Origin of the sequence: Microbacterium sp. UCD-TDU, assembly GCF_000340625.1 — a bacterium.
Lineage (GTDB): Bacteria > Actinomycetota > Actinomycetes > Actinomycetales > Microbacteriaceae > Microbacterium > Microbacterium maritypicum.
This window is the reverse complement of sequence record NZ_KB454447.1, coordinates 805,835-828,305: the sequence shown is the minus strand read 5'-3', so window position 1 is coordinate 828,305 and position 22,471 is coordinate 805,835. Positions and strand designations below refer to the sequence as shown.

The window sequence follows — 22,471 nt, the reverse complement described above, 5'->3', positions numbered from 1 at the left end:
CTCGAGGTTATCGCCCGCCTCTAGCGCGGTCGCCGCGATCCGGTCGGGTCGTTCCTGCGGCCCTCCTTGGAGGCGAGCTCCGGATCGGTGAACAACCAGCCCGGCCGCGGTTCGACCAGCGGTCGGAACACCCGTCTCACCGGTTTCGTCGCCAACGCGAGCGCGATCACGACCGACAGGATGGTCACGAGCGGGAGCCAGATCCAGGTGGGCTCCAGGTCGCGCAGGATCCCGCTCTCCCGGAACGGGTAGAGCACGAACGAGTGCAGCAGGAACACGTACATCGTGTACTGACCGAAGGTGGTCCACCAGTGCGCGCCACGGGGGACCAGGCAGAAGAAGGCGGCGCTGAGGATGACGGCCAGCAGCATCAGGAGGATCCGGACACCGCCTGCCCACCACTGCTCACCACCGAGGTCGGCGTACGAGTCCTCGTAGAAGAGCCAATGGCGCAGGTCGATGGCCTGCCACACCGGAAGCCAGTTCCAGGCGGCCCAGCCGATCGCCGCGAAGATCGCGACGGCACCGGCGCGCAGCCACCACGGACGGAAGTCGAGGAGTCTGAACCTGTCGACGATGTCGTGCTCCCGCAGCCACCAGCCGAGTGTGAAGAACGGCAGCAGACCCAGGGTGCGCGACAGCGAGAAGGTGCTGTCGATGTTGGGCAGGTAGCCGACGCCGACCGAGATCACGATGGTCCACAGCAGGGGCCAGCGCAGCAGGGCGAGGTAGGGGAGCACGAGTCGGAAGATGCCGAGGGCGAGCAGGAACCACAGCGTCCAGCTCGGCCGGGTGAGGTTCGGGTCGGCCTGGCCTTCCACGAGCCATTTCGTGAGCGTCCACAGCGTCTCGAAGATGACGTAGGGGAGGATGATGTCGGTGATCACCCTGGCCATCTGCGTCTTGGTGGGCGAGCCGGACTTCGAGAAGTAGCCCGAGATGATCGCGAACGCCGGCATGTGGAACGCGTACAGCGCCAGGTAGAAGGCGAAGGCGATGTCGGAGTCGTAGATGAGGCGCTGGATGGCATGGCCGAGGACGACGAGGACGATGCAGACGTAGCGGGCGTTGTCCCAGAACGGCACGCGCCTGCGCTTGCGGGGAACCGATCCTGTGGGGGGACCTGCGATGTCGGCGCCGGCACTGCTCATCGTTCGAGGATACAGGCCGGGAATAAAGTTGCTGTGAGCGCGTTGACACAGATACATTCAAATGAATAGAAGCGGATGCGAGTCGTCCGGTTCGGAGACACGGAGCAATCATGAGCGAGCAGTCAGGCGCGCAGGCGATGCAGTTCGGCATCATGTCGGTCAGCGACATCACCCGCGATCCCACCACGGGGATCACCCCGAGCGAGCAGGAGCGCATCAAGGCCACGACGGCGATCGCGGTGCACGCGGAAGAGGTCGGGCTCGACGTCTTCGCCATCGGCGAGCACCACAACCCGCCTTTCTGGTCGTCCAGCCCCACGACCTTCCTCGCGGCACTGGCCGCGCAGACCGAGCGTCTGATCGTGTCCACCTCCACGACGCTCATCACCACGAACGACCCGGTGCGCATCGCCGAGGAGTACGCGATGCTCCAGCACGTGTCCGACGGTCGCATGGACCTCATGCTCGGTCGTGGCAACACCGGCCCGGTGTATCCGTGGTTCGGCCAGGACATCCGCCAGGGACTGCCGCTCGCCATCGAGAACTACGCGCTGCTGCACAAGCTGTGGCGTGAGGACGTCGTCGACTGGGAGGGCAAGTTCCGCACGCCGCTGCAGGGCTTCACCTCGACCCCGCGTCCGCTCGACGGCATCGCACCGTTCGTGTGGCACGGCTCGATCCGCACGCCCGAGATCGCCGAGCAGGCGGCCTACTACGGCGACGGCTTCTTCGCGAACAACATCTTCTGGCCCAAGGAGCACTACCAGCGTCTGATCGAGCTGTACCGTCAGCGCTATGCGCACTACGGACACGGCACACCCGAGCAGGCGATCGTCGGGCTCGGCGGTCAGGTGTTCATGGCAGCGAAGTCGCAGGACGCCGTGAACCAGTTCCGGCCGTACTTCGACAACGCACCGGTCTACGGTCACGGTCCGAGCATGGAGGACTTCACCGAGATGACGCCCCTGACGGTCGGATCACCGCAGCAGGTCATCGACCGCTACGCCGCCATGCGCGAGCACTACGGCGACTACCAGCGTCAGCTGTTCCTCATCGACCACGCCGGTCTCCCGCTGAAGACGGTGCTCGAGCAGCTCGACATCCTCGGTGCGGAGGTCGTTCCCGTGCTCCGCAAGGAGCTGGCGAAGAACCGCCCGGAATCCGTCCCCGACGCGCCGACCCACGCGGCGCGGGTGACGGCCCGGTTCGGCGACGGCCCGACCCGTCAGGCGCGTCCCGGTGCGAACCGCGGCGACAACCTGACCGGCGACTCGCCCTACCAGGACAGCCCGGCCCCCGCCGGTGCGGCGTTCGGTCTCGCCCGGAAGGAGGCGTGAGATGACCACGCGTCGCATCGCTGTCATTTCGGCCGGCCTGTCGAACCCATCCTCCACGCGGATGCTCGCTGATCGACTCGCGGCGGAGACCGTGAAGGCGCTCGCCGGGCACGACATCGACGCGAGCGTGGACGTGATCGAGCTGCGCGACTACGCGCACGACATCACGAACAACATGCTCACCGGGTTCGCGCCCCCGGCGCTGGAGACGGCGATCAACACGGTGGTCTCCGCCGATGCTCTGATCGCGGTGACGCCGATCTTCTCCACGAGCTACTCGGGTCTGTTCAAGTCGTTCATCGATGTGCTCGACCCCGATGCTCTCACCGGCACACCTGTGCTGATCGGTGCGAACGCCGGCACCGCGCGGCACTCGCTGGCGATCGACTACGCGATCCGCCCGCTCTTCGCCTATCTTCACGCGGAGGCCGTGTCGACGGGCGTGTTCGCCGCCTCGAGCGATTGGGGCGGTGCCGGTGATGACGTCGCCCCGCTGGCCAAGCGTGTCGAGAAGGGCGCCAGAGAGCTCGCAGAGGCGATCGTGCGTCGTGAGGCTTCGGCTGTCGTCGATCCGTACGATCCCGCGACGTACCTGGGCGAGGGACGCTCTTTCGGTCATCTGCTGGGCGGTCTCGCAGGCGAGTGAGCCGCGCAGGACGCCATCGACGATGTCCGAGGGATGTCGTACGGTGGCGTCATGCCCACGCCCCCCGCGATCATCGCGCTCCAGGAACGATTCACCGGCACCCTCCTCCTTCCCGATGACGCCGGCTACGAAAGAGGCTCGACGGCCGTGGAACCTCGCTGTCGAGCAGCATCCGGAGGCAGTCGCGACGCCGGCCGACGTCGACGACCTCCGCGCACTGCTGACCGCCGCCCGGGAATCGGGCGTGCGGATCGCGATCCAGCCCAGCGGACACGGAGCCCTCGACTCTCTGCGTGGCGCGGTGCTGGTGCGCATGGGCGCGTTCGACGCTCTGGAGATCGACGTCGAGAGCGGCATCGCGAAGATCGGTGCCGGCGTGCGCTGGGGATCGGTCGTCGAGGCCCTGGAAGGCACCGGATGGGTCGCACCGGCCGGCACCAGCCCCGTCGTCAGCGTCGCCGGGTACACCCTGGGCGGCAGACACTCGTGGTTCAGTCGCACGGCGGGCCTCGGCTCGGACAACCTCCGTGCGGCCTGGGTGCTGCGCACAGACGGCACGCACGAACGCGTCGATGACGATGTCGACGCCGACCTCATGTGGGCGCTGCGAGGAGCCGGCGGCCTCGTGGGCGTGGTGACCGCACTCGAGATCGACCTCATCAGCGCGCCCGCCGTCTGGGGTGCGAATCTCACCTTCGACGTCGCGGATGCCCCGTCGGTCCTCCGCGCCGTCCGCGACCTCGCCGCCTCCGCTCCGCCCACGCTGAACGTCTTCCTGGACTCGATGCGCATGCCTGATGCTCCCCAGCTCCCCGAGCAGATCAGGGGGCGCAGCTTCCTCACCGTGCAGGCCCTCTCTACGGACGGGCCGCAGGAGGAGCTGATCGACACGGTGCGCCGGGCCGGCGAGGTGCGCAGCGACGTCACCGGTCCGACCTCGCCGGCGGCGCTCGCTGCCGCCTCTGACGAACCCACGGACCCGACACCCGGGGGCGGCGCATCGATGGCGTTGAGCGTCCTCGACGATGCGACCATCGACGCGCTGCTCGAGTTCCGCGAACTCCCGGAGCAGTGGCCGATCATGGGCATCGGCATCCGCATGCTCGGTGGCGCGCTCGATGCACCACGACGCCCGGGCCTCGCCTCTCTGGAGTCCGTGGGGTGGCTGCTGCACGCTCTCGTGCCGATCATCCCGGGAGTGCCCACCGCACCGGGAGAGGCGAGTCTGGTCGCGTTCCGGGAACTGCTGGCGCCGAACGAGGCCCCGCAGACGGTGACGACCTTCCTCGATCCGGAGCAGACGCTCCAGAACTGTGGGTCCGCCGACGAGATCGCCCGGCTTCGCGATCTGCGGATGCGCTTCGATCCTGACGCTGTCCTGCACGACGGGCGCCTGCCGCGCTGACGATCAGGTGGCGGGTCCGCGGCTCCGCTTCCAGTGGTACTCGGTCTCCGGGCGTCCGCGGGTGCCGTACCGTGCGGACCTCGTGAGCACGCCTTCCACGACCAGATGCTCCAGGTAGCGGCGCACCGCCACCCGGGACATGCCCAGACGCTCGGCGGCCTCGCTCGCCGACAGCGGACCGTCGGTGCGCAGTTCTGCGGTGACCCTGTCCAACGAGGCCGCCGAGAGCCCCTTGGGAAGCACGATCGTTCCGGTGGAACGGCCGAGCAATGCGTCGATCTCCGCCTGCGTGGCTTCGCCGTCTGTGGCCCGGGCCTGCTCCCGGTGCGTGCGGTACTGCTCCATCCGCTCTCGGAACACCGCGAAGGGAAACGGTTTGACGAGGTACTGGAAGACACCGAGCGCCGCCATCTGCCGCACGGCCTCCGCGTCGCGCACGCCGGTGATGGCGATCACGTCCACCGCGGCGGAGCGGCCGCGCAGCGCGCGGAGCACGTCGATGCCGGAGCCGTCGGGCATCGTGATGTCGAGCAGGACGAGGTCGAACGCGTCAGGGCGCTCGAGCACGGCCGTCACCGCGGCACGGGCGCCCGTGCATTCGCCGGTGACCTCGAACCCTTCGAGACGTGCCACGTAGTCCCGGTGCAGTTCGAGGGTCAGAGAGTCGTCGTCGACGATGAGGGTGCGGATCACTGCTGCGACCTCCGCGGTGCCGCGGCTGGAAGGGTGACCCGGAACGTCGTCGGGTCGTCGCTCACCGTCACCGAGCCGCCTGCTCCGATCACCACGGAACGCACCAGCGCCAGGCCGATGCCGCGTCCCTGCGCATCGGCGGGCTTCGTGGAGTAGCCCTGGTCGAAGATCCGCTCGCGCACGGCGGGCGGGATTCCGGGGCCGCTGTCCGACACCTCCAGCACGATCCCCGCACCCTCGTGCGGGCGGAGCGAGACCTGCACCCAGCGGTCGTCCGACTCGACGGCGGCATCCATGGCGTTGTCGACGAGGTTGCCGAGCACCGAGACGGCGTCGACGGGCGACAGCGGCGTACGGGGTGTGTCCGGCTCGATGTGCACCCGCCAGTCGATGCCGCGCTCCTTGGCCTGGGAGGCCTTGCCGAGAAGGAGCGCGCCCACAGCGGGATCACCGTGACGACGCGCGGTCACCTGATCGACGAGCGACTGGCTCTGTCGCGACGTCTCCGTGAGGATCTCGATCGCCTCGTCGCGGCGTCCGAGCTCGAGCAGCGCCACCGCCGCGTGCATCCGGTTCCCGTGCTCGTGGGTCTGCGCGCGCAGGGCCTCACCGAGGGTGCGGATCGACTCGTACGAGGACACCGCATCCCGCACCTGCCCGGGCGGCAGGTCGCCCGCGATGCGACGGGTCACCCGACGGGCGATCACCGCGCCGCCAGCGCCGAGTGCGACGAGTCCCACCGTGATCCCGAGCGTGAGCGGCAAGCGGCGGATCAGGGTGTCGGTGATGGATTCTGTCGTCACACCGGCGGCGACCCAGCCGATCAGGTCTCCATCCGCTGCGGTGACCGGAGCGATCGTGCGCACGGAGGGTCCGAGGGTTCCGGTGAACTCCTCGGTCAGAGTCTGCGGTGACCCGGGGATCGTGCCCAGGTAGATCCCGCCGATCTGGTCGGCGTCGGGGTGGGTGATCCGCGTGCCGTCCGGGGTCATGACCGTGATGAAGTCGAGCCCCGCGCCGGCGATCACCTCGAGGGAGTAGGGCTCGAGCACCCGGGTCGCCGCGTCCTGATCGTTCGAGCGCAGACCGTCGATCACCAGAGGCGAGGCGGCGAACGAGGCCGAGGTGGCCGCCGTCACCCGCTCGGCCTCGGCGCGGATCGATCGTTGCGCTTCGATGACGAGGAAGACCGCCACGAGGGCGCCGATCACGACCGCCGCGACAAGCAGCACCACGAAGACGCGTGAGGCGGTGCTGCGGCTGCGGGAGGTGTGCGCCATCGCTTCCTCCGATCGTCGATGCTCAGGTGCCGTGACCAATACGACCACAACTCGCCTCGATGCGTGAAGTCGGACACCGTGATGACTGATCGGCGGCGAAGCAGCCGCCCACCCGGACGAAGACGTCGAAGATCGAGGAGGACGCGATGGCGCTCACAACAGGATTCTCATTGCCGAAGTTCAATTGGCGCCGAGGGAAGCAATCGTGGGATCGGCACACGTGGCTGTATGTGTCCGTGCTCCTCGCGGTGGTGCTCGGCGCCGTCGTCGGCCTCGTGTGGCCGGAGGTCGGACAGGCGTTCGAGCCGTTGGGCAAGGGTTTCGTCGCGCTGATCAAGATGATGATCGCACCGATCATCTTCTGCACGATCGTGGTCGGGGTGGGTTCCATCGCCAAGGCGGCCACCGTCGGCAAGATCGGTGGACTGGCGCTGCTGTACTTCATGATCATGTCGACCTTCGCGCTCGCGATCGGACTCGTCGTCGGCAACATCATCCACCCCGGCGCGGGTCTGGACATGGCCTCCTCCACCTATGACGCGGTCGATGCGGAGGCCAAGACGACGCAGGAGTTCATCCTCGGCATCATCCCGACCACGTTCTTCTCGGCCTTCACCGGGGAGAGCGTGCTGCAGGTGCTGTTCATCGCCCTGCTCGTCGGCTTCGCCCTCCAGGGACTGGGAGATCGCGGCGCCCCGATCATGGAGGCCGTCAAGCAGCTCCAGAAGCTGGTCTTCCGCATCCTCGGGATGATCCTGTGGCTCGCGCCACTCGGAGCGTTCGGTGCGATCGCGGCCGTCGTGGGCAAGACCGGCGTCGCGGCGATCTGGAGCCTGGGCACGTTGATGATCGCGTTCTACATCACCTGCATCCTGTTCATCGTCGTGATCCTCGGGGTGCTGCTGTGGACGGTGACCCGCGTGAACATCTTCGCCCTCATGAAGTACCTGGCCAGGGAGTACCTGCTCATCGTCGGCACCTCCTCGTCGGAGTCGGCGCTTCCTCGACTGATCGCGAAGATGGAGTTCGTCGGGGTCTCCAAGCCCGTGGTGGGCATCACCGTCCCGACCGGGTACTCGTTCAACCTCGACGGTACGGCGATCTACCTCACGATGGCCTCGCTGTTCATCGCCACGGGGATGGGGCAGCCGATGACGATCGGTGAGCAGATCGGTCTGCTGGTGTTCATGATCATCGCGAGCAAGGGGGCGGCAGGGGTCACCGGTGCCGGTCTCGCCACCCTCGCCGGTGGTCTCCAGGCCTATCGTCCCGACCTGGTAGACGGCGTCGGCGTGATCGTGGGCATCGACCGGTTCATGTCGGAAGGGCGCGCGCTCACGAACTTCACGGGCAACGCGGTGGCGACGCTCCTCATCGGCACCTGGACGAAGCAGATCGACCGCGACCGCGTGCGTCGGGTGCTCAGCGGCGAAGTCCCCTTCGACGAGTCGCTGCTCGACGGCGTCGACGCGCACGGACAGGCGGATGCCCCGCAGGCCGCTGACGTGCAGGAGCTGCGTGAGGCGGCCGTCGCAGAGATGGCGGCGAAGGAGGAGCGGGCCAGGGCTCGCGCCGAACGCGCCTGAGGAGAGGGTGAGGGATGCGGGAGACCGGCAGAGCCGGCTCCCGCATCCGCGCGGTCAACCGCTCTTGCGTCGGAACTCGCGCCGGGTCTGCGGGGCGTTCGCACTGTGCACGGCGGAGTCGCCGTCGAGGTGTGCCTCGCCCTGCCGGTGGTGCGCGTTCTTCTTCTCGAGCGCTTCCTTGAACTTGCGCTTCATCTCCTCGGAGGAGGAGGCGCCTTCTTCGGTGCTCATGCCCTGAGCCTAGAGCACGCGCTCTGGCGGGTCACCCTCGGCGACGTCGCACACACAGGTCGATCAGCGCCCCGAGCCCGATCGCGAGCACGATCGACACGGGCACCGCGACGAGCGGTCCACCGGGGAGGATCGCCGCGACAGCCGCCCCCACGGCGGCCTGGTACAGCGCCCACCCGGTCGCCGCGAGGGCGACGAGGGCGAGGTAGCGGGGAGGAGGGATGCGCGAGGCCCCGGCGACCAGGTTGATCGCCAGTCGCGCGAAGGGCACGAACCGGGCGGTGAAGAGCACCGTCGCCATCCCGCCGTCCAGCCGGCGTCGGGCCCACGCCAGAGCCTGTTGCACGCGGGGGACCCGCATCCATCGCCATCGCTGCGTACCCACCGACCACCCGATCAGATAGCAGCACGCGTCTCCCACGGTCGCCGCGACCGCGGCACACACCACCACGGCCCAGAGCGGTGGTGAACCGGTCGACACCGCGATGGCACCGAGCGCGGTCACCGCGACCTCGCCCGGCACCACGACGAAGAAGGCATCCCCGACCACCAGCAGGCTCATCAGCACCAGACTCCACGGGCTCGAGAGCGATGCGGTCAGCAGATCTGTCGGCACGTCGCCCACTGTGCCCGGAACGGGTGAACGGGAACCAAAGACCGGATAGCCGGTGACCCGCTCTCCAGCATCCGGTGAACATCTGGTGCGCAGGGGCGTCTGCGGCGAACACGGCCCCCGAGGACCGTCATCCTGGGGCTGTGAGAGTAGCGATCGTCACGGAGTCCTTCCTTCCGCACATGAACGGCGTCACCGGTTCGGTGCTGCAGATCCTGCGCCACCTCCAACGCCGCGGACACGAGGCGCACGTGATCGCGCCCGCCGCCGTCGGCGCACCGACCGAGATCAGCGGGGCCAGGATCGAAGCGATCCCCAGCCTCCCGCTCCCGGGGTACCGTCACGTCAGGGTCGGCACGTCGAGCGCCCGCCGCGTCGCCGCCTCGCTCGCGCGCTTCCAGCCCGATGTGGTGCACCTGGCCTCTCCGTTCGCTCTGGGGTGGCGAGGGGTTCTCGCGGCCGAACGCCTGGACCTCCCCGCGATCGCCGCGTATCAGACCGACGTCGCGGCGTACACCGAGCGCTACGGGATCGCCGCCACCACAGGTATCGCCCACACCCACATCACCCGTCTCCACCGGCGCGCGACGATGACTCTGGCGCCATCGGCAGATGCGGCCCAGCAACTCGCCGCGCTCGGCATCGATCGCGTCCGACGCTGGGGGAGAGGAGTCGATGCCGAGCGTTTCCACCCCTCCCGGCGAGAGAGCGTGCTCCGCGCCGACTGGGGCGCGGAGGTCGTCATCGGCTACGTCGGACGCCTCGCTCCCGAGAAGCAGGTCGAAGACCTCGCCGCGCTCCGTGGCATCCCGGGGACGCGTCTGGTGATCGTCGGGGACGGACCCAGCAGAGCGCGGCTGGAGAGCGGGCTCCCCGACGCTCTGTTCCTCGGCCACCTCGAAGGCGGAGCGCTGGCGGCGGCGATGGCGTCGTTCGACCTGTTCGTGCACCCGGGAGAGAGCGAGACCTTCGGGCAGACCCTGCAGGAAGCGCACGCGAGCGGTGTCCCGGTCGTCGCCACGGGTCGCGGCGGTCCGCTCGATCTCGTGCGCATGGGGATCGACGGATGGCTGTATCGGCCGGGAGACCTCGACGACCTGCGGATGCGCGTGGTCGACCTGGCCGGAGATACGCGCAAGCGACGCGCGTTCGGCGAGGCGGGCCGCGACGCTGTGCAGGAACGCAGCTGGGAGAGCGTCTGCGATCAGCTCCTCGACCACTTCGCGGAGGCACGACGGCTGCACGCAGCGGACTCCGGGGCTCGCGCTCGCCGCATCGTGCGCCCCGAGTCGCCCGCACCGGTCGCCGTCCGCCGATGGCACCGCTACGTCGCGCTCGGGGACTCGCTCACCGAAGGGCTCTGCGACCCGGCCCCGGACGGAGCCCTGCGAGGGTGGGCCGACCGCCTCGCGCTGCTGCTCGCCGCCAGAGGAGGCCTGCACTACGCGAACCTGGCCATCCGCTCGAAGCGCGTGCAGGACTTGTCCGGACCCCAACTGGCGAGAGCACTCGAGCTGCGGCCCGACCTCGTGTCGATCCTGATCGGGGCCAACGACCTCGTGAAGCGCCGAGTCGATGTCGCCGCGCTCGCCGCTGAGGTCGAAGAGGCGGTGCGGCAGCTGCGGGGGATCGGCGCCGACGTGCTCCTGGTCACCCCGTTCCTGCCGGGACGACGCGCTGCGGCGCTCTACACCCGCAGGTTCTCCGCGTTCGCCACCGCGTTGACGGGGATCGCCACTCGCACCGGGGCGATCCTGATCGACACGGACCTGCATCCCTCGCTGGCCGAGCGTCCGAACTGGGGAGAAGATCTCGTGCACCTGAGCAGCCGGGGCCACCGCTTCCTCGCCTACCGGGCCGGTGAGATGCTCGGGGTGCCCGATGCCGACGCCCTCGGAGCACTCGATGCCGCGATGCACGAGCACGAGCCCATCGGCGCAGGTGTGTGGTGGCGTCGGCACGCGCTGCCCTGGGTCTGGCGTCGTCTGCACGGTCGGGCAGCCGGTGACGGGAGGGTCGCGAAGCACGACGACTACGTCTACCTCGGTCGGTCGTCTGCTGCGCGTTCCGCGTTCGTGGGCTGACCCCGGCCAGGGCGGGCGGTCAGCGTCGCCCCATGCCGTGATACTGCCAACCTGCGGCGCGCCAGGCGGCGGAGTCGAGACAGTTGCGCCCGTCGACGATGATCCGTCCGCGCACGAGAGCGCCGGCATGTTCGGGGGAGAGGTCGCGGCGGTACTCGTCCCACTCGGTGACGACGACGACGGCATCGGCTTCCCTCAGCGCGTCGTCACGGCTGCGGGCATAGTCGAGCTGAGGGTGCAGAGCCGCCGCATTGTCGAGCGCGGCCGGATCGGTCACGACGACGTCCGCCCCCAGCCCCCGCAGGCGGACGGCGACGTCGAGGGCAGGGGAATCGCGGATGTCGTCGCTGAAGGGTTTGAAGGCGGCGCCGAGAACGGCGATCCTGCGGCCGAACACCAGCCCTCCGAGGGCGTCGACCACGATCTGCACCGCTCTGTCGCGACGCCGGAGGTTGATCGCGTCGACTTCGCGCAGGAAGCCGACCGCTTCCCCTCGACCGAGTTCCTCCGCCCGGGCGGTGAAGGCTCGGATGTCCTTCGGGAGGCAGCCCCCGCCGAAGCCGATGCCCGCTCCCAGGTATCGTCGGCCGATCCGGGTGTCGTGGCCGAGCGCGTCCGCGAGCAGGGCGACATCGGCGCCGGATGCTTCCGCGATCTCCGCCATCGCGTTGATGAACGAGATCTTGGTGGCGAGGAAGGCATTGGCCGCGCCCTTCACGAGTTCGGCCGTCGCGAGGTCCGTGACCAGGAAGGGCGTCCCGGCGTCGATGCTCGAGGCGTACACCTCTCGAAGCACGCCGACGGCGCGCTCTCCGGCGGCATCCGCCTCGGCGCCGACCACGAGGCGATCCGGTGTGAGGGTGTCGTGCACCGCCCATCCCTCGCGGAGGAACTCGGGGTTCCACACGAGTGCGGCTCCGGCGGCGGCGACGCGCCCTGCCAGTCCTGCGGCGGTTCCCACCGGCACGGTCGACTTGCCCGCCACCACGTCTCCCGCACGCAGGTGGGGGAGCAGGCCGTCGAGCGCCGCGTGGACGTAGTGGAGGTCCGCGGCGTGACCCCCGGGAATCTGAGGGGTCCCGACGGCGAGGAAGTGCACCTGCGCACCCGCGGCGTCCGCCATCCGGCTGCTGAAGCGCAATCGTCCCGAGCGCAGGCCTTCGGCGAGGAGCTCCGAGAGCCGCGGCTCGAAGAACGGCGCCGATCCGGCAGCCAGAGCGCTCACCTTCTGCTCATCGACGTCGATGCCGATGACGTCGTGTCCGATCGAGGCCATGGCGGCGGCGTGCACGGCACCGAGGTACCCGCAGCCGATCACTGACAAGCGCATGGGCTCCACCACAGCGGATGCTCCTCACGCGGGAGCGACCGCGCGGTGAACGGGCTGTGACCGGCCGATGTCGTATCCACGATGCGTGACGACGCGCAGGATTCGAGGTCCGCGCTGGTAGGGTGGATGAGGTTGACCTGTGTCAACTGCACAATTTCACATCGACTCATGGAGCGATCGGCGGAGAAGCTGGTCCCCTGTGGTGGGTTCCTCGGCGCGTGTCGGGTGGCTTTCTACTGGTGGCCAGCGCAGGCGAGATTCGCGGGAGTGCCCGCGCGCCCGAACCCTTCCGTTCCGCTCCTTTGAACACGCTCGCGCGTCACATGGATTCGCGAGTCTAAACAAAGAAGGAGAGACCTCTTGGAAGGTCCTGAAATCACCGCCACCGAGGCCGTTCTCGACAACGGCCGCTTCGGCACCCGCACCATCCGCTTCGAGACCGGCCGCCTCGCGCAGCAGGCTCAGGGCGCAGTCGCCGCGTACCTCGACGGCGAGACCATGCTCCTCTCGGCCACCAGCGCAGGAAAGCACCCGCGCGAAGGCTTCGACTTCTTCCCGCTGACGGTCGACGTCGAGGAGCGTTCCTACGCTGCCGGCAAGATCCCGGGCTCGTTCTTCCGCCGCGAGGGTCGTCCCTCCACCGAGGCGATCCTGGTCTGCCGTCTGATCGACCGTCCGCTGCGTCCGTCCTTCGTCGACGGACTGCGCAACGAGGTCCAGGTCGTCATCACCGTCATGTCGATCGCACCGGGCGAGTTCTACGACGCGCTCGCGATCAACGCGGCTTCCGCGTCGACCCAGATCTCGGGTCTGCCGTTCTCCGGCCCCGTCGCCGGTGTGCGCCTCGCGTTCATCCCCGGCCAGGGCGAGCACGCCGACCAGTGGGTCGCGTTCCCGAACGCGGAGCAGGTCGGTGAGGCCGTGTTCGACCTGATCGTCGCCGGTCGTGTCGTCACCAAGGCCGATGGCTCGGAAGACGTCGCCATCATGATGGTCGAGGCTGAGGCCACCGAGGGCAGCTGGAACCTGATCAAGGCCGGCGCCACCAAGCCGGATGAGGCTGTCGTGGCCCAGGGTCTCGAGGCGTCGAAGCCGTTCATCGCGCAGCTCGTCAAGGCTCAGGCCGAGCTCGCCGCTACCGCGTCGAAGGAGCCGGGCGTGTACCCGGTCTTCCCCGCATACAGCGACGAGGTCTACAGCTTCGTCTCCGAGCGCGCGTTCGCCGAGCTCAGCGACGTCTACCAGATCGCCGACAAGGTCGAGCGTCAGACCGCTGACGACGCGATCAAGGACCGTGTCAAGGCAGAGCTCATCGAGGCCACCGAGGCGGGTTCGCTCCCGGCCGCGGCTCCGCTCGAGTTCTCCGCTGCGTACAAGTCCGTCACGAAGAAGATCGTCCGCGGACGCATCCTCACCGAGGGTGCTCGCATCGACGGTCGCGGTCTCGCGGACATCCGTCCGCTCGACGCCGAGGTGCAGGTCATCCCGCGCGTGCACGGTTCCGCGATCTTCCAGCGCGGCGAGACCCAGATCCTGGGTGTCACCACGCTGAACATGCTCAAGATGGAGCAGCAGATCGACTCGCTCTCGCCCACGACGAGCAAGCGCTACATGCACCACTACAACTTCCCGCCCTACTCGACCGGTGAGACCGGCCGCGTGGGTTCGCCGAAGCGTCGCGAGATCGGGCACGGCTTCCTCGCCGAGCGCGCGCTCGTGCCGGTTCTGCCGAGCCGCGAGGAGTTCCCGTACGCGATCCGTCAGGTGTCCGAGGCGCTGAGCTCCAACGGCTCCACCTCGATGGGCTCCGTCTGTGCATCGACGCTGTCTCTGCTCAACGCGGGTGTGCCGCTGCGCGCCCCCGTCGCCGGTATCGCCATGGGTCTCGTCTCCGACGAGGTCAACGGCGAGACCCGCTACGCCGCGCTCACCGACATCCTGGGTGCTGAGGATGCTCTCGGCGACATGGACTTCAAGGTCGCGGGTACCAGCGAGTTCGTCACGGCCATCCAGCTGGACACGAAGCTCGACGGCATCCCGACGTCTGTGCTCACCGGTGCGCTGACCCAGGCCCGTGACGCGCGTCTGACGATCCTCAACGTCCTGAACGCCGCGATCGACGCTCCTGACGAGATGGCGCCCACCGCGCCCCGCGTCATCAGCGTGCAGATCCCCGTCGACAAGATCGGCGAGCTGATCGGCCCGAAGGGCAAGACGATCAACGCGATCCAGGACGAGACCGGCGCGCAGATCTCCATCGAGGAGGACGGCACCGTCTACATCGGCGCGACCGATGGTCCGTCGGCCGAGGCCGCTCGTGCCCAGGTCAACGCGATCGCCAACCCGACCAACCCGGAGATCGGCGAGCAGTTCCTCGGAACCGTCGTGAAGATCGCCACCTTCGGTGCGTTCGTCTCGCTGCTCCCGGGCAAGGACGGCCTGCTCCACGTCACCGAGGTGCGCAAGCTCGCCGGTGGCAAGCGGGTCGAGAACGTCGATGACGTGCTCTCGGTCGGCCAGAAGATCCTCGTGAAGATCACGAAGATCGACGACCGTGGCAAGCTCTCGCTCGAGCCCGTCCTCGACGACGCTCCGGCTGCTGACGCAGCGCCCGCAGAGGACGCTGCCGCCGAGTAAGCGCACGCTCTGAACCGGAACCCGGGTCCCTCCGCACGGGAGGGGCCCGGGTTCTGTCGTTCCGTGGTGTGACCAAATCGTTATCGGACGTTTCCGCGCCGTTCCCTGGATTGGTCGGGACGTTCGGCGAATTCGCCTACTCTCGAAGTACGCACCGGGGGGTGCAGATCCAGCAGGTACGCAGGTCGGCACGCACCGATCGATGCGGGGGTGAGAGAGTATGCGGTTGTTCAGCGTAGGCGCAGGAGCGTCGGATGAACGCGCCCGACAGGGTGTCGCCGAGCATCCCTCCGCACCCATCCCGATCGTCGGACCCGGCATAGGAGAGACCATCCGTGCCGCCCTCGGCGAAACCGGCTTCGAGACTTTCCCGCTCATGCTGGGTGCTGCGGAGTTCGGCTGGAACGTCGATCTCGAGACCAGCCACGGTATCCTCGACCGCTATGTGGAGTTCGGCGGCAACGCGATCCACACCGCAGACGGCTTCTCCGGCGGGCGCAGCGAGCACATCATCGGGCAGTGGCTGCGTTCGCGGGGGCAACGTGATCGCAGCGTCGTCAGCGTTCGGGTCGGCGCGCATGCCGACAACCCGGGTCTCGGCTCGGTCAACCTCGTACGCGCGGTCGAGGGCTCTCTGACGAGGCTGGGTGTCGATCGCATCGACGTCCTCTATCTCGACGCCACTCTCGACGCGACCACCAACCTCGAAGACACGCTGGCGACCGTCGAGTGGATGACCGAGGCCGGGAAGATCGGTGCCCTGGGTGCCTTCGGCTTCGCGCCGGAGCGTCTGGTCGAGGCGCGTATCCTCGCTTCGGCCGGCTATCCGCGCATCCAGGTGATCGATGCGCCGTACAACCTCGTGCGTCGCCAGCCGTTCGAAGGCGATCTTCGACTCGTCGCCGGTGCGCAGAACCTCGCCGTGACGCCCTCCCATGCGCTCGAGCACGGTTTCCTCTCGGGACGACACCGCAGCAAGGCGCTGACCTCACGCGGTGTGCGGGGCGAACAGCTGCGCGGGCATCTCAATCGCCGGGGGATCAAGATCCTGCGGGCGCTCGATCAGGTCGCCGAAGAGGTGAGCGCTCCCGTCGCTGCGGTCTCCATCGCGTGGCTGCTCGCTCAGCGCACGATCGCCGCCCCCATCGTGAATGCCTTCGCGAGCGATCACGTCGACGAGCTCATGCAGGGAGCCGGCGTGTCGCTCTCACGCAGCCAGGTCGCCGAGCTCACCCGGGCAGGGAACTGAGCATCGTCCCACCCGTGACATAGGGTGGAAGGGAGGCCCGGCGGATGCTGGCGATGAAGCGAGCGAGTTGTGACGCACTACATATATCTGGTCAGACACGGTGAACATCAGGACGCAGAGCATGGTCTCGCCGACGGACCCCTCTCCCCGCGGGGACAGCGTCAGGCGGAGTTGATCGCCGACCGGCTGTCGGGGCTTCCTCTCGATGCGGTCTGGCATTCGCCTCTGCTGCGCGCCAACGAGACGGCGCGGGCGATCGCGGCTCGTCTCCCGTCGGTCGACCCGGAGCCGACCGCGCTGCTGTTCGACTGCGTACCCACCGGCATGACCGATGAGACCCCCTCCGTCTTCGAGCCGTTCTTCGGCTCCGTCACCGAGGCCGAGATCGAGGCGGGCCGGGCGCAGATGTCCGACGCCGTGAACGAGTTCCTCGTGCGCAAGACCGGCGACGTGCACGAGGTGCTCATCACGCACAACTTCGTCATCTCCTGGTTCGTCCGCGAGGTGCTGGCGGCCCCGGAATGGCGATGGATGACGCTGAACCAGTCGCACTGCGGCCTGACCGTGATCGCCCAGAAGCAGGGGCGTCCGTGGACGCTGCTCACCCACAACGACACCGGGCATCTTCCGGTGGAACTGCGCACCGGCATCCCCGACGCGCTCCTGGTCTGAGCCGACCGTTCGCGGCGGACGACTGCGTGACGGACCCGCGCGCCCCGGGCCTGACTCGGTCGCCCGCGAAATAGACTGAGCGCATGACCACGCAGGTAGCACTCGTCGGCGGAACCGGGAAACTCGGCTCGATCATCCGTGCGGTGATCGACGAGCTCGAAGGCTTCGAGGTGAGCCGCGTGCTCACCTCCTCGAGTGATCTCTCCGAACTCGACGGCGCCGACCTGGTGGTCGACGCGTCGACGCCCCAGGTGAGCGTCGAGGTCGTGCGGGCCGCGGTCGAGCACGGCATCAACGTGCTGGTCGCCACCTCGGGCTGGTCCTCCGAGCGCATCGCCCTCGTGCGTCCCCTCGTCGAAGCCGCCGGCACCGGCGCGGTCTTCATCCCCAACTTCTCGCTGGGCTCGGTCCTCGGATCCGCACTGGCTGCTGCCGCAGCGCCTTTCTTCGGATCCGCGGAGATCATCGAGGCACACCGTGAGACCAAGATCGACTCACCGAGCGGGACAGCCGTGCGCACCGCCGAGCTGATCGCCGCCGCTCGCGCGGATCAAGGCCCGGTCAGTGCACCGCACGCCGATCAGCGCGCGCGTGGACAGCAGGTCGGCAGCGTGCCGATCCATTCCCTGCGGCGTCCCGGCGTCGTCGCCAAGCAGGAGGTCATCCTCTCCGGCCCCGGTGAATCGCTCATGTTCACGCACGACACGGTCGACTCGGCGCTCGCCTACGCCCCCGGTATCCGACTTGCCGTGCCGTTCGCGCTGAAGGCCACCGGTGTGTTCGTCGGTCTCGAGCACATGATCGACATCGGCATCCGGTCGTGATGTCGCGTATCGGCGTCGCGCTCATGGCGGCGGCGCTGCTGGTCTACCTCGCCGTCGCGATCTGGCTCGCCGTGATGTTCATCTCTGTCGGCACCCCGGTCTCGATCGGCATGGGCATCACTCTTCTCGTGCTGGCACCGATCGGAGCCTGGGCACTCGTCCGCGAGATGATGTTCGGCTTCGGTGCCGACCGTCTGGGGCGCCTTCTCGATGCGGAAGGCGGGATGCCGCCGGTCGAGACCGAGTTGACCCCCAGCGGGAGGATCGCTCGTGCCGACGCGGATCCGCTCATCGCGCGGTACACCGCGGAGGCGGATGCCGCAGGCGACGACTGGCGTGCGCGCTACCGGCTCGGCGTTGTCCAGGATGCGGCCGGCCGCCGCAAGGATGCCAGGGCCAGCATCCGCGAGGCGATCCGCCTCGCGCGACGCTGACCCCGACGGCACGCTCAGGCGAGCGTGGCCTCGAGGGTGATGTCGATCCCGGCGAGCGCCTGAGACACCGGGCATCCGGTCTTGGCGCCGTTCGCGATCTCCTGGAACGCCTCGGGCGTGAGGTTCGGGACCGTCGCGTTGACATTGAGGTGGCTACCGGTGATGCCCACGCCGGGCTTGAAGGTGACCGATGCCGTCGTGTTGACGCGCTCCGGCGGGGTTCCGTTCTCGGCGAGGGCGTGCGAGAGCGCCATGCTGAAGCACGACGCGTGCGCGGCGGCGATGAGCTCCTCCGGCGTCGTCGTGGTGTCGCTGCCTTCGCTGCGGGCCTTCCAGTTGATCGGGAAGGTGCCCAGGCTCGACGACGAGAACGCGACCGTGCCGGATCCCTCCATGAGCGATCCGGTCCAGGTGCTGGCGGCTTCGCTGGTGACGGGCATGATTCCTCCGGTTCTCGCACTGCGGGCGCAGCATCGACTCGTGGTCAGCCTAGCGAGCGTCCCTCTGCCGGGGAACAGCTGTCAGGATGCGGGCGCTTCACGTCCGACGAGGCCGGCACGCTGCAGCAGGAGGTAGAGCTGGCAGCCCAGGCAGAACGCGAACGCGGCGTTGAGGAAGGCGGCCAGGAATGCGGCCGCCGTCGCGATCGGGAGAGCCCACGCGACGCCGAGGAGGTGCAGGACGAGGCCGATTCCCACGACGACGAGTCCGACGCCCTGCGAGAACCGCGGCGGACGCGGATCCTCGAGTTCGGCGGGCGGCGTCAGGCGTGGTCGCACCACTGAGCGGAACAGCGCGCTCCAGGGCGCCGTCCAGGGCGACAGGACCCCCCACAGGAACAGCAGCGCGATGACGAGCGCCAGGAGGAAACCGGGGTCGAGGGCGCGCTGGGGGAGAGATGCCGACGCGATCGCCCATCCGGACGACGTGAAGGTGGCATCGGCGACGGGCTGGTAGGCGAACCAGCCGGTGCCGCCCCTGGCCGTCGAGATCCCGATCAGTGCCAGGAAGGTCGCCACCAGCAGCAGGACCGCGGTGATCGCGGCGGCGAAGCGTGGGCCTCGGGGGTCGATGCCTGCGGGAATGCTCATGGGGGCTCCAGTCTTTCCGCTCAGACGGCGGCGAGGGCGTCGATGAGGGCGTGTCGGTCGGGAACGCCGTGGAATCGTGCGCGGACAGCGCCGGAATCGTCGACCACGAAGGTCGTCGGCGTCTGCAGGACCCGGTAGCGAGCCGAGAGATCCGGGCGGTGCGTCAGGTCCACCTCCAGATGACGGAGGTCGTCGTGCTCAGCCGCGTAGGCGCTGAGCAACCGTCTCACCTGGGGGCACCGCGCGCACATCTCCGTGCTGAACTGCACCAGTGTCGCTCGGGCGCCGAGTTCGGCGGCGGCGTCCGCGGGGTCGAAGAGGAGGGCGCCGCCGTCGCGTCGTCGTCCATCGCGACCGCGCAGCACGATGCCGACGATCGTCGCGAGCACGAGGAGTGCGGCGGCGATCCCCAGGGCGGCTACGGGCGACATAGGTCGAGAATATGTCGTGCGGTGAAGGGTCATGGCCGATGTTTCCGACCATGACGAACGTCCAACGCCCGGGAGCTCATCCGCCCGTGGGAGGTGAGGGTCGCGGTATCGTGGCTTTCATGAGCGCAGCCGTCCCGACTCCTTACGAAGACCTGCTCCGCGACGTGCTGGAGAGCGGCACGCACAAGTCCGATCGCACCGGAACGGGCACGACGAGCGTCTTCGGTCGACAGATCCGCTTCGACCTGTCGAAGGGATTCCCGCTCATCACCACCAAGCGCGTGCACTTCAAGTCCATCGCGTACGAGCTCCTCTGGTTCCTGCGTGGCGATTCCAATGTGGGGTGGCTCCGCGACAACGGCGTCACGATCTGGGATGAGTGGGCAGACGAGTCCGGCGACCTGGGGCCGGTCTACGGGGTGCAGTGGCGGTCGTGGCCCACCCCGGACGGTGGGAGCATCGACCAGCTCTCCGAGGTCATCGAGCAGATCCGCCGCTCGCCCGACTCCCGGCGGCTCATCGTCTCGGCCTGGAACCCCGCTGACATCCCCGACATGGCTCTCGCTCCCTGCCACGCCCTGTTCCAGTTCTACGTCGCCGACGGCAAGCTCTCCTGCCAGCTCTACCAGCGCAGCGCCGACATGTTCCTCGGCGTGCCCTTCAACATCGCCTCGTATGCGTTGCTCACGATGATGATCGCCCAGCAGGTCGGCTTGGAGCCCGGAGACTTCGTCTGGACGGGCGGCGACTGCCACGTCTACGACAATCACGTCGAGCAGGTGCGTGAGCAGCTCAGCCGAGACGCCTACGAGTATCCGACGCTGCGCTTCGCTCGGAAGCCGGAATCGATCCTCGACTACCGCTACGAGGACTTCGTGGTGGAGAACTACCAGCACCACGCGCCGATCAGGGCGGCGGTGGCGGTATGACCTGGGTCGGGCTGATCTGGGCCGAGGCCCACGGCGGCGTGATCGGCGCCGAGGGCGGGATGCCCTGGCACGTGCCGGAAGACCTGGCGCATTTCAAGGACGTCACCCTCGGCGCGCCCGTGGTGATGGGCCGCAAGACCTGGGATTCGCTTCCGGAGCGTTTCCGACCGCTCGCCGGCCGCGACAACATCGTGGTGACGCGGCAGCAGGACTGGTCCGAGGACGGTGCGCGCCGAGCGGCCACGGTCGCGGAAGCCGTGCGCGGGCTCGACAGGGCATGGATCATCGGCGGTGCGGAGATCTTCCGCCAGGTGATCGGTGACGCGGATCGGCTGGAGGTCACCGAACTCGATCTCGACGTCGCCGGCGACGCCTACGCACCGGCCAAGACGGGCTGGCGACTCGTCGACGAGGGGGAGTGGCGCACCTCACGCACCGGCGTCCGCTACCGCTTCCTCGGATACGAGCGCTGATGCCCACTGCACTGATCACCGGAGCCAGCGCCGGACTGGGCGCAGAGTTCGCTCGTCAGCTCGCACGGCGTCGCGCCGATCTCGTCCTGGTGGCGAGGTCGGAGGAGGCTCTCGCGGAACTGGGTGCGCAACTGCGGAGCGAGTACGGTGTCGCGGTCGAGATCATCGCCGCCGACCTGGCGGATGAGAGCGGTGTGGAGAAGGTCGCCGAGCGGCTGCGCGACGCGGCTGACCCGGTCGACCTCCTGGTGAACAACGCCGGGTTCGGTCTTCCCCTGCAGTTCGCCGACAACGACATCGACGACGAGGTGCGTCACCTGCGGGTGCATGTCGAAGCATCGATGCGTCTCATGCACGCGGCGCTGCAGTCCATGCGCGGCCGTGGAGGGCGCATCATCAACGTGGCCTCGGTCGCGGGATTCATCTCGCGGTCGACGTACTCCGCCTGCAAGGCGTGGTTGATCGGCTTCAGCCGCTGGGCGAACGCCGAGTACGGCCGTGACGGCGTCTCCGTGACGGCGTTGTGCCCGGGATTCACTCATACGTCATTCCACGAGCGCATGGGGCTCGCGGTCGGTGAGGAGGGCGTTCCCGGGATCATGTGGCTGAACGCGCGCGACGTCGTCCGCGTCGGGCTGCGCGATGCGGCCCGCGGCAAGGCCGTCTCGGTGCCGTCTCTGCGCTACAAGGTGATCGTGGCGCTGACGCGCGTCCTGCCGAGCTCGCTGACGTCGGGTGTGGCACGTCGGGGCCGCGTCTGACCCTGGCGCGTGCGATCCGCCGAGGTCAGCGGAAACGGCCGAGAAGGATCCCCGCCTTCGCGATCGCTGCGATCGACTCGCCATCGGTGATCGTGCCGTCCGCGATCATGCCCAGGACGGTCTCGAACGGAACCCATGAGACGGCCTGGATGCCCTCCTCGGCCTGAGTCTCGGCAGCGGGCGCGCCGCCTTCGCCGGATGCGTCATCGTCCTCTGCGACAGGTCGGAGGTCGCGTGCGAGGAAGACGTGTTCGGCCGCCTCAGCGATACCGTTCAGTGCGTGCATGGTGCCGAGCGGTGTCCAGTCAGCGGCCTCGAAGCCGGTCTCCTCGCGAAGTTCCCGCCGGGCCGCGACGAGCGGGGCCTCCCCGTCGCTGCCTCCCGCCGGCACCTCGATGGTGGTGCCCACGGTGTAGCGGTCGATCGTGACGAGACAGATGCGGTCGTCGTCGTCCACGGCGACGATGAAGACCGCCGGATGCTGCATGGTGACGACACCGTAGATGCCGTCGTCACCGGCCGGTCCTGTCACCCGGTCCTCGCGCACACGGATCCAGGCGTTCTCGTACTTCGTCTCGCTGTCTCGTGTGACCCATGCCATGCTTCGAGCGTAC

23 protein-coding genes are annotated in these 22,471 nt (G+C 68.5%); 13 read left to right on the top strand and 10 right to left on the bottom strand.

What is annotated here, in order from left to right; all coding sequences use genetic code 11:
- Window positions 1-20: 20 nt before the first annotated feature.
- Window positions 21-1,151 (bottom strand): acyltransferase family protein, encoded by a 1,131-nt coding sequence (locus tag D514_RS0119660; RefSeq protein ID WP_017830930.1) that lies wholly within the window; start codon window positions 1,149-1,151, stop codon window positions 21-23.
- Window positions 1,152-1,261: 110 nt separating this feature from the next.
- On the opposite strand from D514_RS0119660, the gene D514_RS34335 reads away from it, so the two are divergent.
- The 3 genes from D514_RS34335 to D514_RS0119655 all read left to right on the top strand — a co-directional run bounded on the left by D514_RS34335 (window position 1,262) and on the right by D514_RS0119655 (window position 4,539).
- Complete coding sequence (locus tag D514_RS34335) at window positions 1,262-2,488, top strand: LLM class flavin-dependent oxidoreductase (protein WP_017830929.1); 1,227 nt, start codon at window positions 1,262-1,264, stop codon at window positions 2,486-2,488.
- 1 nt (window position 2,489) lies between these two features.
- Window positions 2,490-3,134: an FMN reductase gene (locus D514_RS34330; RefSeq protein ID WP_017830928.1), complete on the top strand. Its 645-nt coding sequence runs from the start codon at window positions 2,490-2,492 to the stop codon at window positions 3,132-3,134.
- Window positions 3,135-3,249: 115 nt separating this feature from the next.
- Window positions 3,250-4,539 (top strand): FAD-binding oxidoreductase, encoded by a 1,290-nt coding sequence (locus D514_RS0119655; RefSeq protein ID WP_017830927.1) that lies wholly within the window; start codon window positions 3,250-3,252, stop codon window positions 4,537-4,539.
- Window positions 4,540-4,542: 3 nt separating this feature from the next.
- Here D514_RS0119655 and D514_RS34325 read toward each other — a convergent pair whose 3' ends face one another.
- Both D514_RS34325 and D514_RS34320 read right to left on the bottom strand, forming a co-directional pair.
- On the bottom strand, window positions 4,543-5,232 hold the full coding sequence (locus tag D514_RS34325; RefSeq protein ID WP_017830926.1) for a response regulator: 690 nt from the start codon (window positions 5,230-5,232) through the stop codon (window positions 4,543-4,545).
- The gene (locus tag D514_RS34320) at window positions 5,229-6,512 is read right to left on the bottom strand and encodes an ATP-binding protein (RefSeq protein ID WP_017830925.1); all 1,284 of its coding nucleotides are present in this window, start codon (window positions 6,510-6,512) and stop codon (window positions 5,229-5,231) included. Before D514_RS34320 ends, D514_RS34325 begins: the two co-directional genes overlap by 4 nt.
- A 146-nt stretch (window positions 6,513-6,658) precedes the next feature.
- Here D514_RS34320 and D514_RS34315 point away from each other — a divergent pair, with 146 nt between their 5' ends.
- On the top strand, window positions 6,659-8,098 hold the full coding sequence (locus D514_RS34315; protein WP_031206261.1) for a cation:dicarboxylase symporter family transporter: 1,440 nt from the start codon (window positions 6,659-6,661) through the stop codon (window positions 8,096-8,098).
- A gap of 54 nt (window positions 8,099-8,152) precedes the next feature.
- On the opposite strand, the gene D514_RS39025 is transcribed toward D514_RS34315, so the two are convergent.
- Together D514_RS39025 and D514_RS34310 are read right to left on the bottom strand one after the other, a co-directional pair.
- Entirely contained in the window at window positions 8,153-8,329 is a 177-nt protein-coding gene (locus D514_RS39025) for a DUF5302 domain-containing protein (protein WP_017830923.1), read from the bottom strand.
- A 31-nt stretch (window positions 8,330-8,360) separates the two neighbouring features.
- Entirely contained in the window at window positions 8,361-8,945 is a 585-nt protein-coding gene (locus tag D514_RS34310) for a DedA family protein (RefSeq protein ID WP_031206259.1), read from the bottom strand.
- 140 nt (window positions 8,946-9,085) lie between these two features.
- Here D514_RS34310 and D514_RS34305 point away from each other — a divergent pair, with 140 nt between their 5' ends.
- Window positions 9,086-11,026: a GDSL-type esterase/lipase family protein gene (locus D514_RS34305; RefSeq protein WP_031206256.1), complete on the top strand. Its 1,941-nt coding sequence runs from the start codon at window positions 9,086-9,088 to the stop codon at window positions 11,024-11,026.
- Between the two features lie 19 nt (window positions 11,027-11,045).
- Here the strand turns inward: D514_RS34305 and D514_RS34300 are convergent, their stop codons facing one another.
- Window positions 11,046-12,356 (bottom strand): UDP-glucose/GDP-mannose dehydrogenase family protein, encoded by a 1,311-nt coding sequence (locus D514_RS34300; RefSeq protein ID WP_031206251.1) that lies wholly within the window; start codon window positions 12,354-12,356, stop codon window positions 11,046-11,048.
- Window positions 12,357-12,716: 360 nt separating this feature from the next.
- Between D514_RS34300 and D514_RS34295 the strand changes: the two genes are divergently transcribed.
- The 5 genes from D514_RS34295 to D514_RS34275 all read left to right on the top strand — a co-directional run bounded on the left by D514_RS34295 (window position 12,717) and on the right by D514_RS34275 (window position 18,172).
- Window positions 12,717-14,993: a polyribonucleotide nucleotidyltransferase gene (locus D514_RS34295; RefSeq protein WP_017830919.1), complete on the top strand. Its 2,277-nt coding sequence runs from the start codon at window positions 12,717-12,719 to the stop codon at window positions 14,991-14,993.
- A 220-nt stretch (window positions 14,994-15,213) separates the two neighbouring features.
- Window positions 15,214-16,242 carry an aldo/keto reductase gene (locus tag D514_RS34290; RefSeq protein WP_017830918.1) on the top strand — a complete coding sequence of 343 codons (1,029 nt, stop codon included), beginning with the start codon at window positions 15,214-15,216 and terminating at the stop codon, window positions 16,240-16,242.
- Window positions 16,243-16,311: 69 nt separating this feature from the next.
- Window positions 16,312-16,914, top strand: a complete 603-nt coding sequence (locus tag D514_RS34285) for a histidine phosphatase family protein (RefSeq protein WP_017830917.1) — start codon at window positions 16,312-16,314, stop codon at window positions 16,912-16,914.
- An 83-nt stretch (window positions 16,915-16,997) separates the two neighbouring features.
- Window positions 16,998-17,738: a 4-hydroxy-tetrahydrodipicolinate reductase gene (gene dapB / locus D514_RS34280; RefSeq protein WP_017830916.1), complete on the top strand. Its 741-nt coding sequence runs from the start codon at window positions 16,998-17,000 to the stop codon at window positions 17,736-17,738.
- Window positions 17,738-18,172 (top strand): hypothetical protein, encoded by a 435-nt coding sequence (locus D514_RS34275; protein WP_017830915.1) that lies wholly within the window; start codon window positions 17,738-17,740, stop codon window positions 18,170-18,172. Before dapB ends, D514_RS34275 begins: the two co-directional genes overlap by 1 nt.
- 14 nt (window positions 18,173-18,186) lie before the next feature.
- Here D514_RS34275 and D514_RS34270 read toward each other — a convergent pair whose 3' ends face one another.
- The 3 genes from D514_RS34270 to D514_RS34260 form a co-directional block, all read right to left on the bottom strand.
- On the bottom strand, window positions 18,187-18,612 hold the full coding sequence (locus tag D514_RS34270; protein WP_017830914.1) for an OsmC family peroxiredoxin: 426 nt from the start codon (window positions 18,610-18,612) through the stop codon (window positions 18,187-18,189).
- 81 nt (window positions 18,613-18,693) lie between these two features.
- Window positions 18,694-19,263: a DUF4395 family protein gene (locus tag D514_RS34265; RefSeq protein ID WP_017830913.1), complete on the bottom strand. Its 570-nt coding sequence runs from the start codon at window positions 19,261-19,263 to the stop codon at window positions 18,694-18,696.
- Window positions 19,264-19,283: 20 nt separating this feature from the next.
- The gene (locus tag D514_RS34260) at window positions 19,284-19,694 is read right to left on the bottom strand and encodes a thioredoxin family protein (protein WP_017830912.1); all 411 of its coding nucleotides are present in this window, start codon (window positions 19,692-19,694) and stop codon (window positions 19,284-19,286) included.
- Between the two features lie 119 nt (window positions 19,695-19,813).
- Here D514_RS34260 and D514_RS34255 point away from each other — a divergent pair, with 119 nt between their 5' ends.
- From D514_RS34255 to D514_RS34245, 3 genes are read left to right on the top strand one after another with little or no spacing between them, the layout of a single operon-like run.
- Window positions 19,814-20,623: a thymidylate synthase gene (locus tag D514_RS34255; protein WP_031206250.1), complete on the top strand. Its 810-nt coding sequence runs from the start codon at window positions 19,814-19,816 to the stop codon at window positions 20,621-20,623.
- Window positions 20,620-21,096 (top strand): dihydrofolate reductase, encoded by a 477-nt coding sequence (locus tag D514_RS34250; RefSeq protein WP_017830910.1) that lies wholly within the window; start codon window positions 20,620-20,622, stop codon window positions 21,094-21,096. Before D514_RS34255 ends, D514_RS34250 begins: the two co-directional genes overlap by 4 nt.
- Window positions 21,096-21,857: an SDR family oxidoreductase gene (locus D514_RS34245; protein WP_017830909.1), complete on the top strand. Its 762-nt coding sequence runs from the start codon at window positions 21,096-21,098 to the stop codon at window positions 21,855-21,857. Before D514_RS34250 ends, D514_RS34245 begins: the two co-directional genes overlap by 1 nt.
- A gap of 25 nt (window positions 21,858-21,882) precedes the next feature.
- Here the strand turns inward: D514_RS34245 and D514_RS34240 are convergent, their stop codons facing one another.
- Window positions 21,883-22,458 (bottom strand): NUDIX hydrolase, encoded by a 576-nt coding sequence (locus tag D514_RS34240; protein ID WP_017830908.1) that lies wholly within the window; start codon window positions 22,456-22,458, stop codon window positions 21,883-21,885.
- Window positions 22,459-22,471 lie beyond the last annotated feature (13 nt).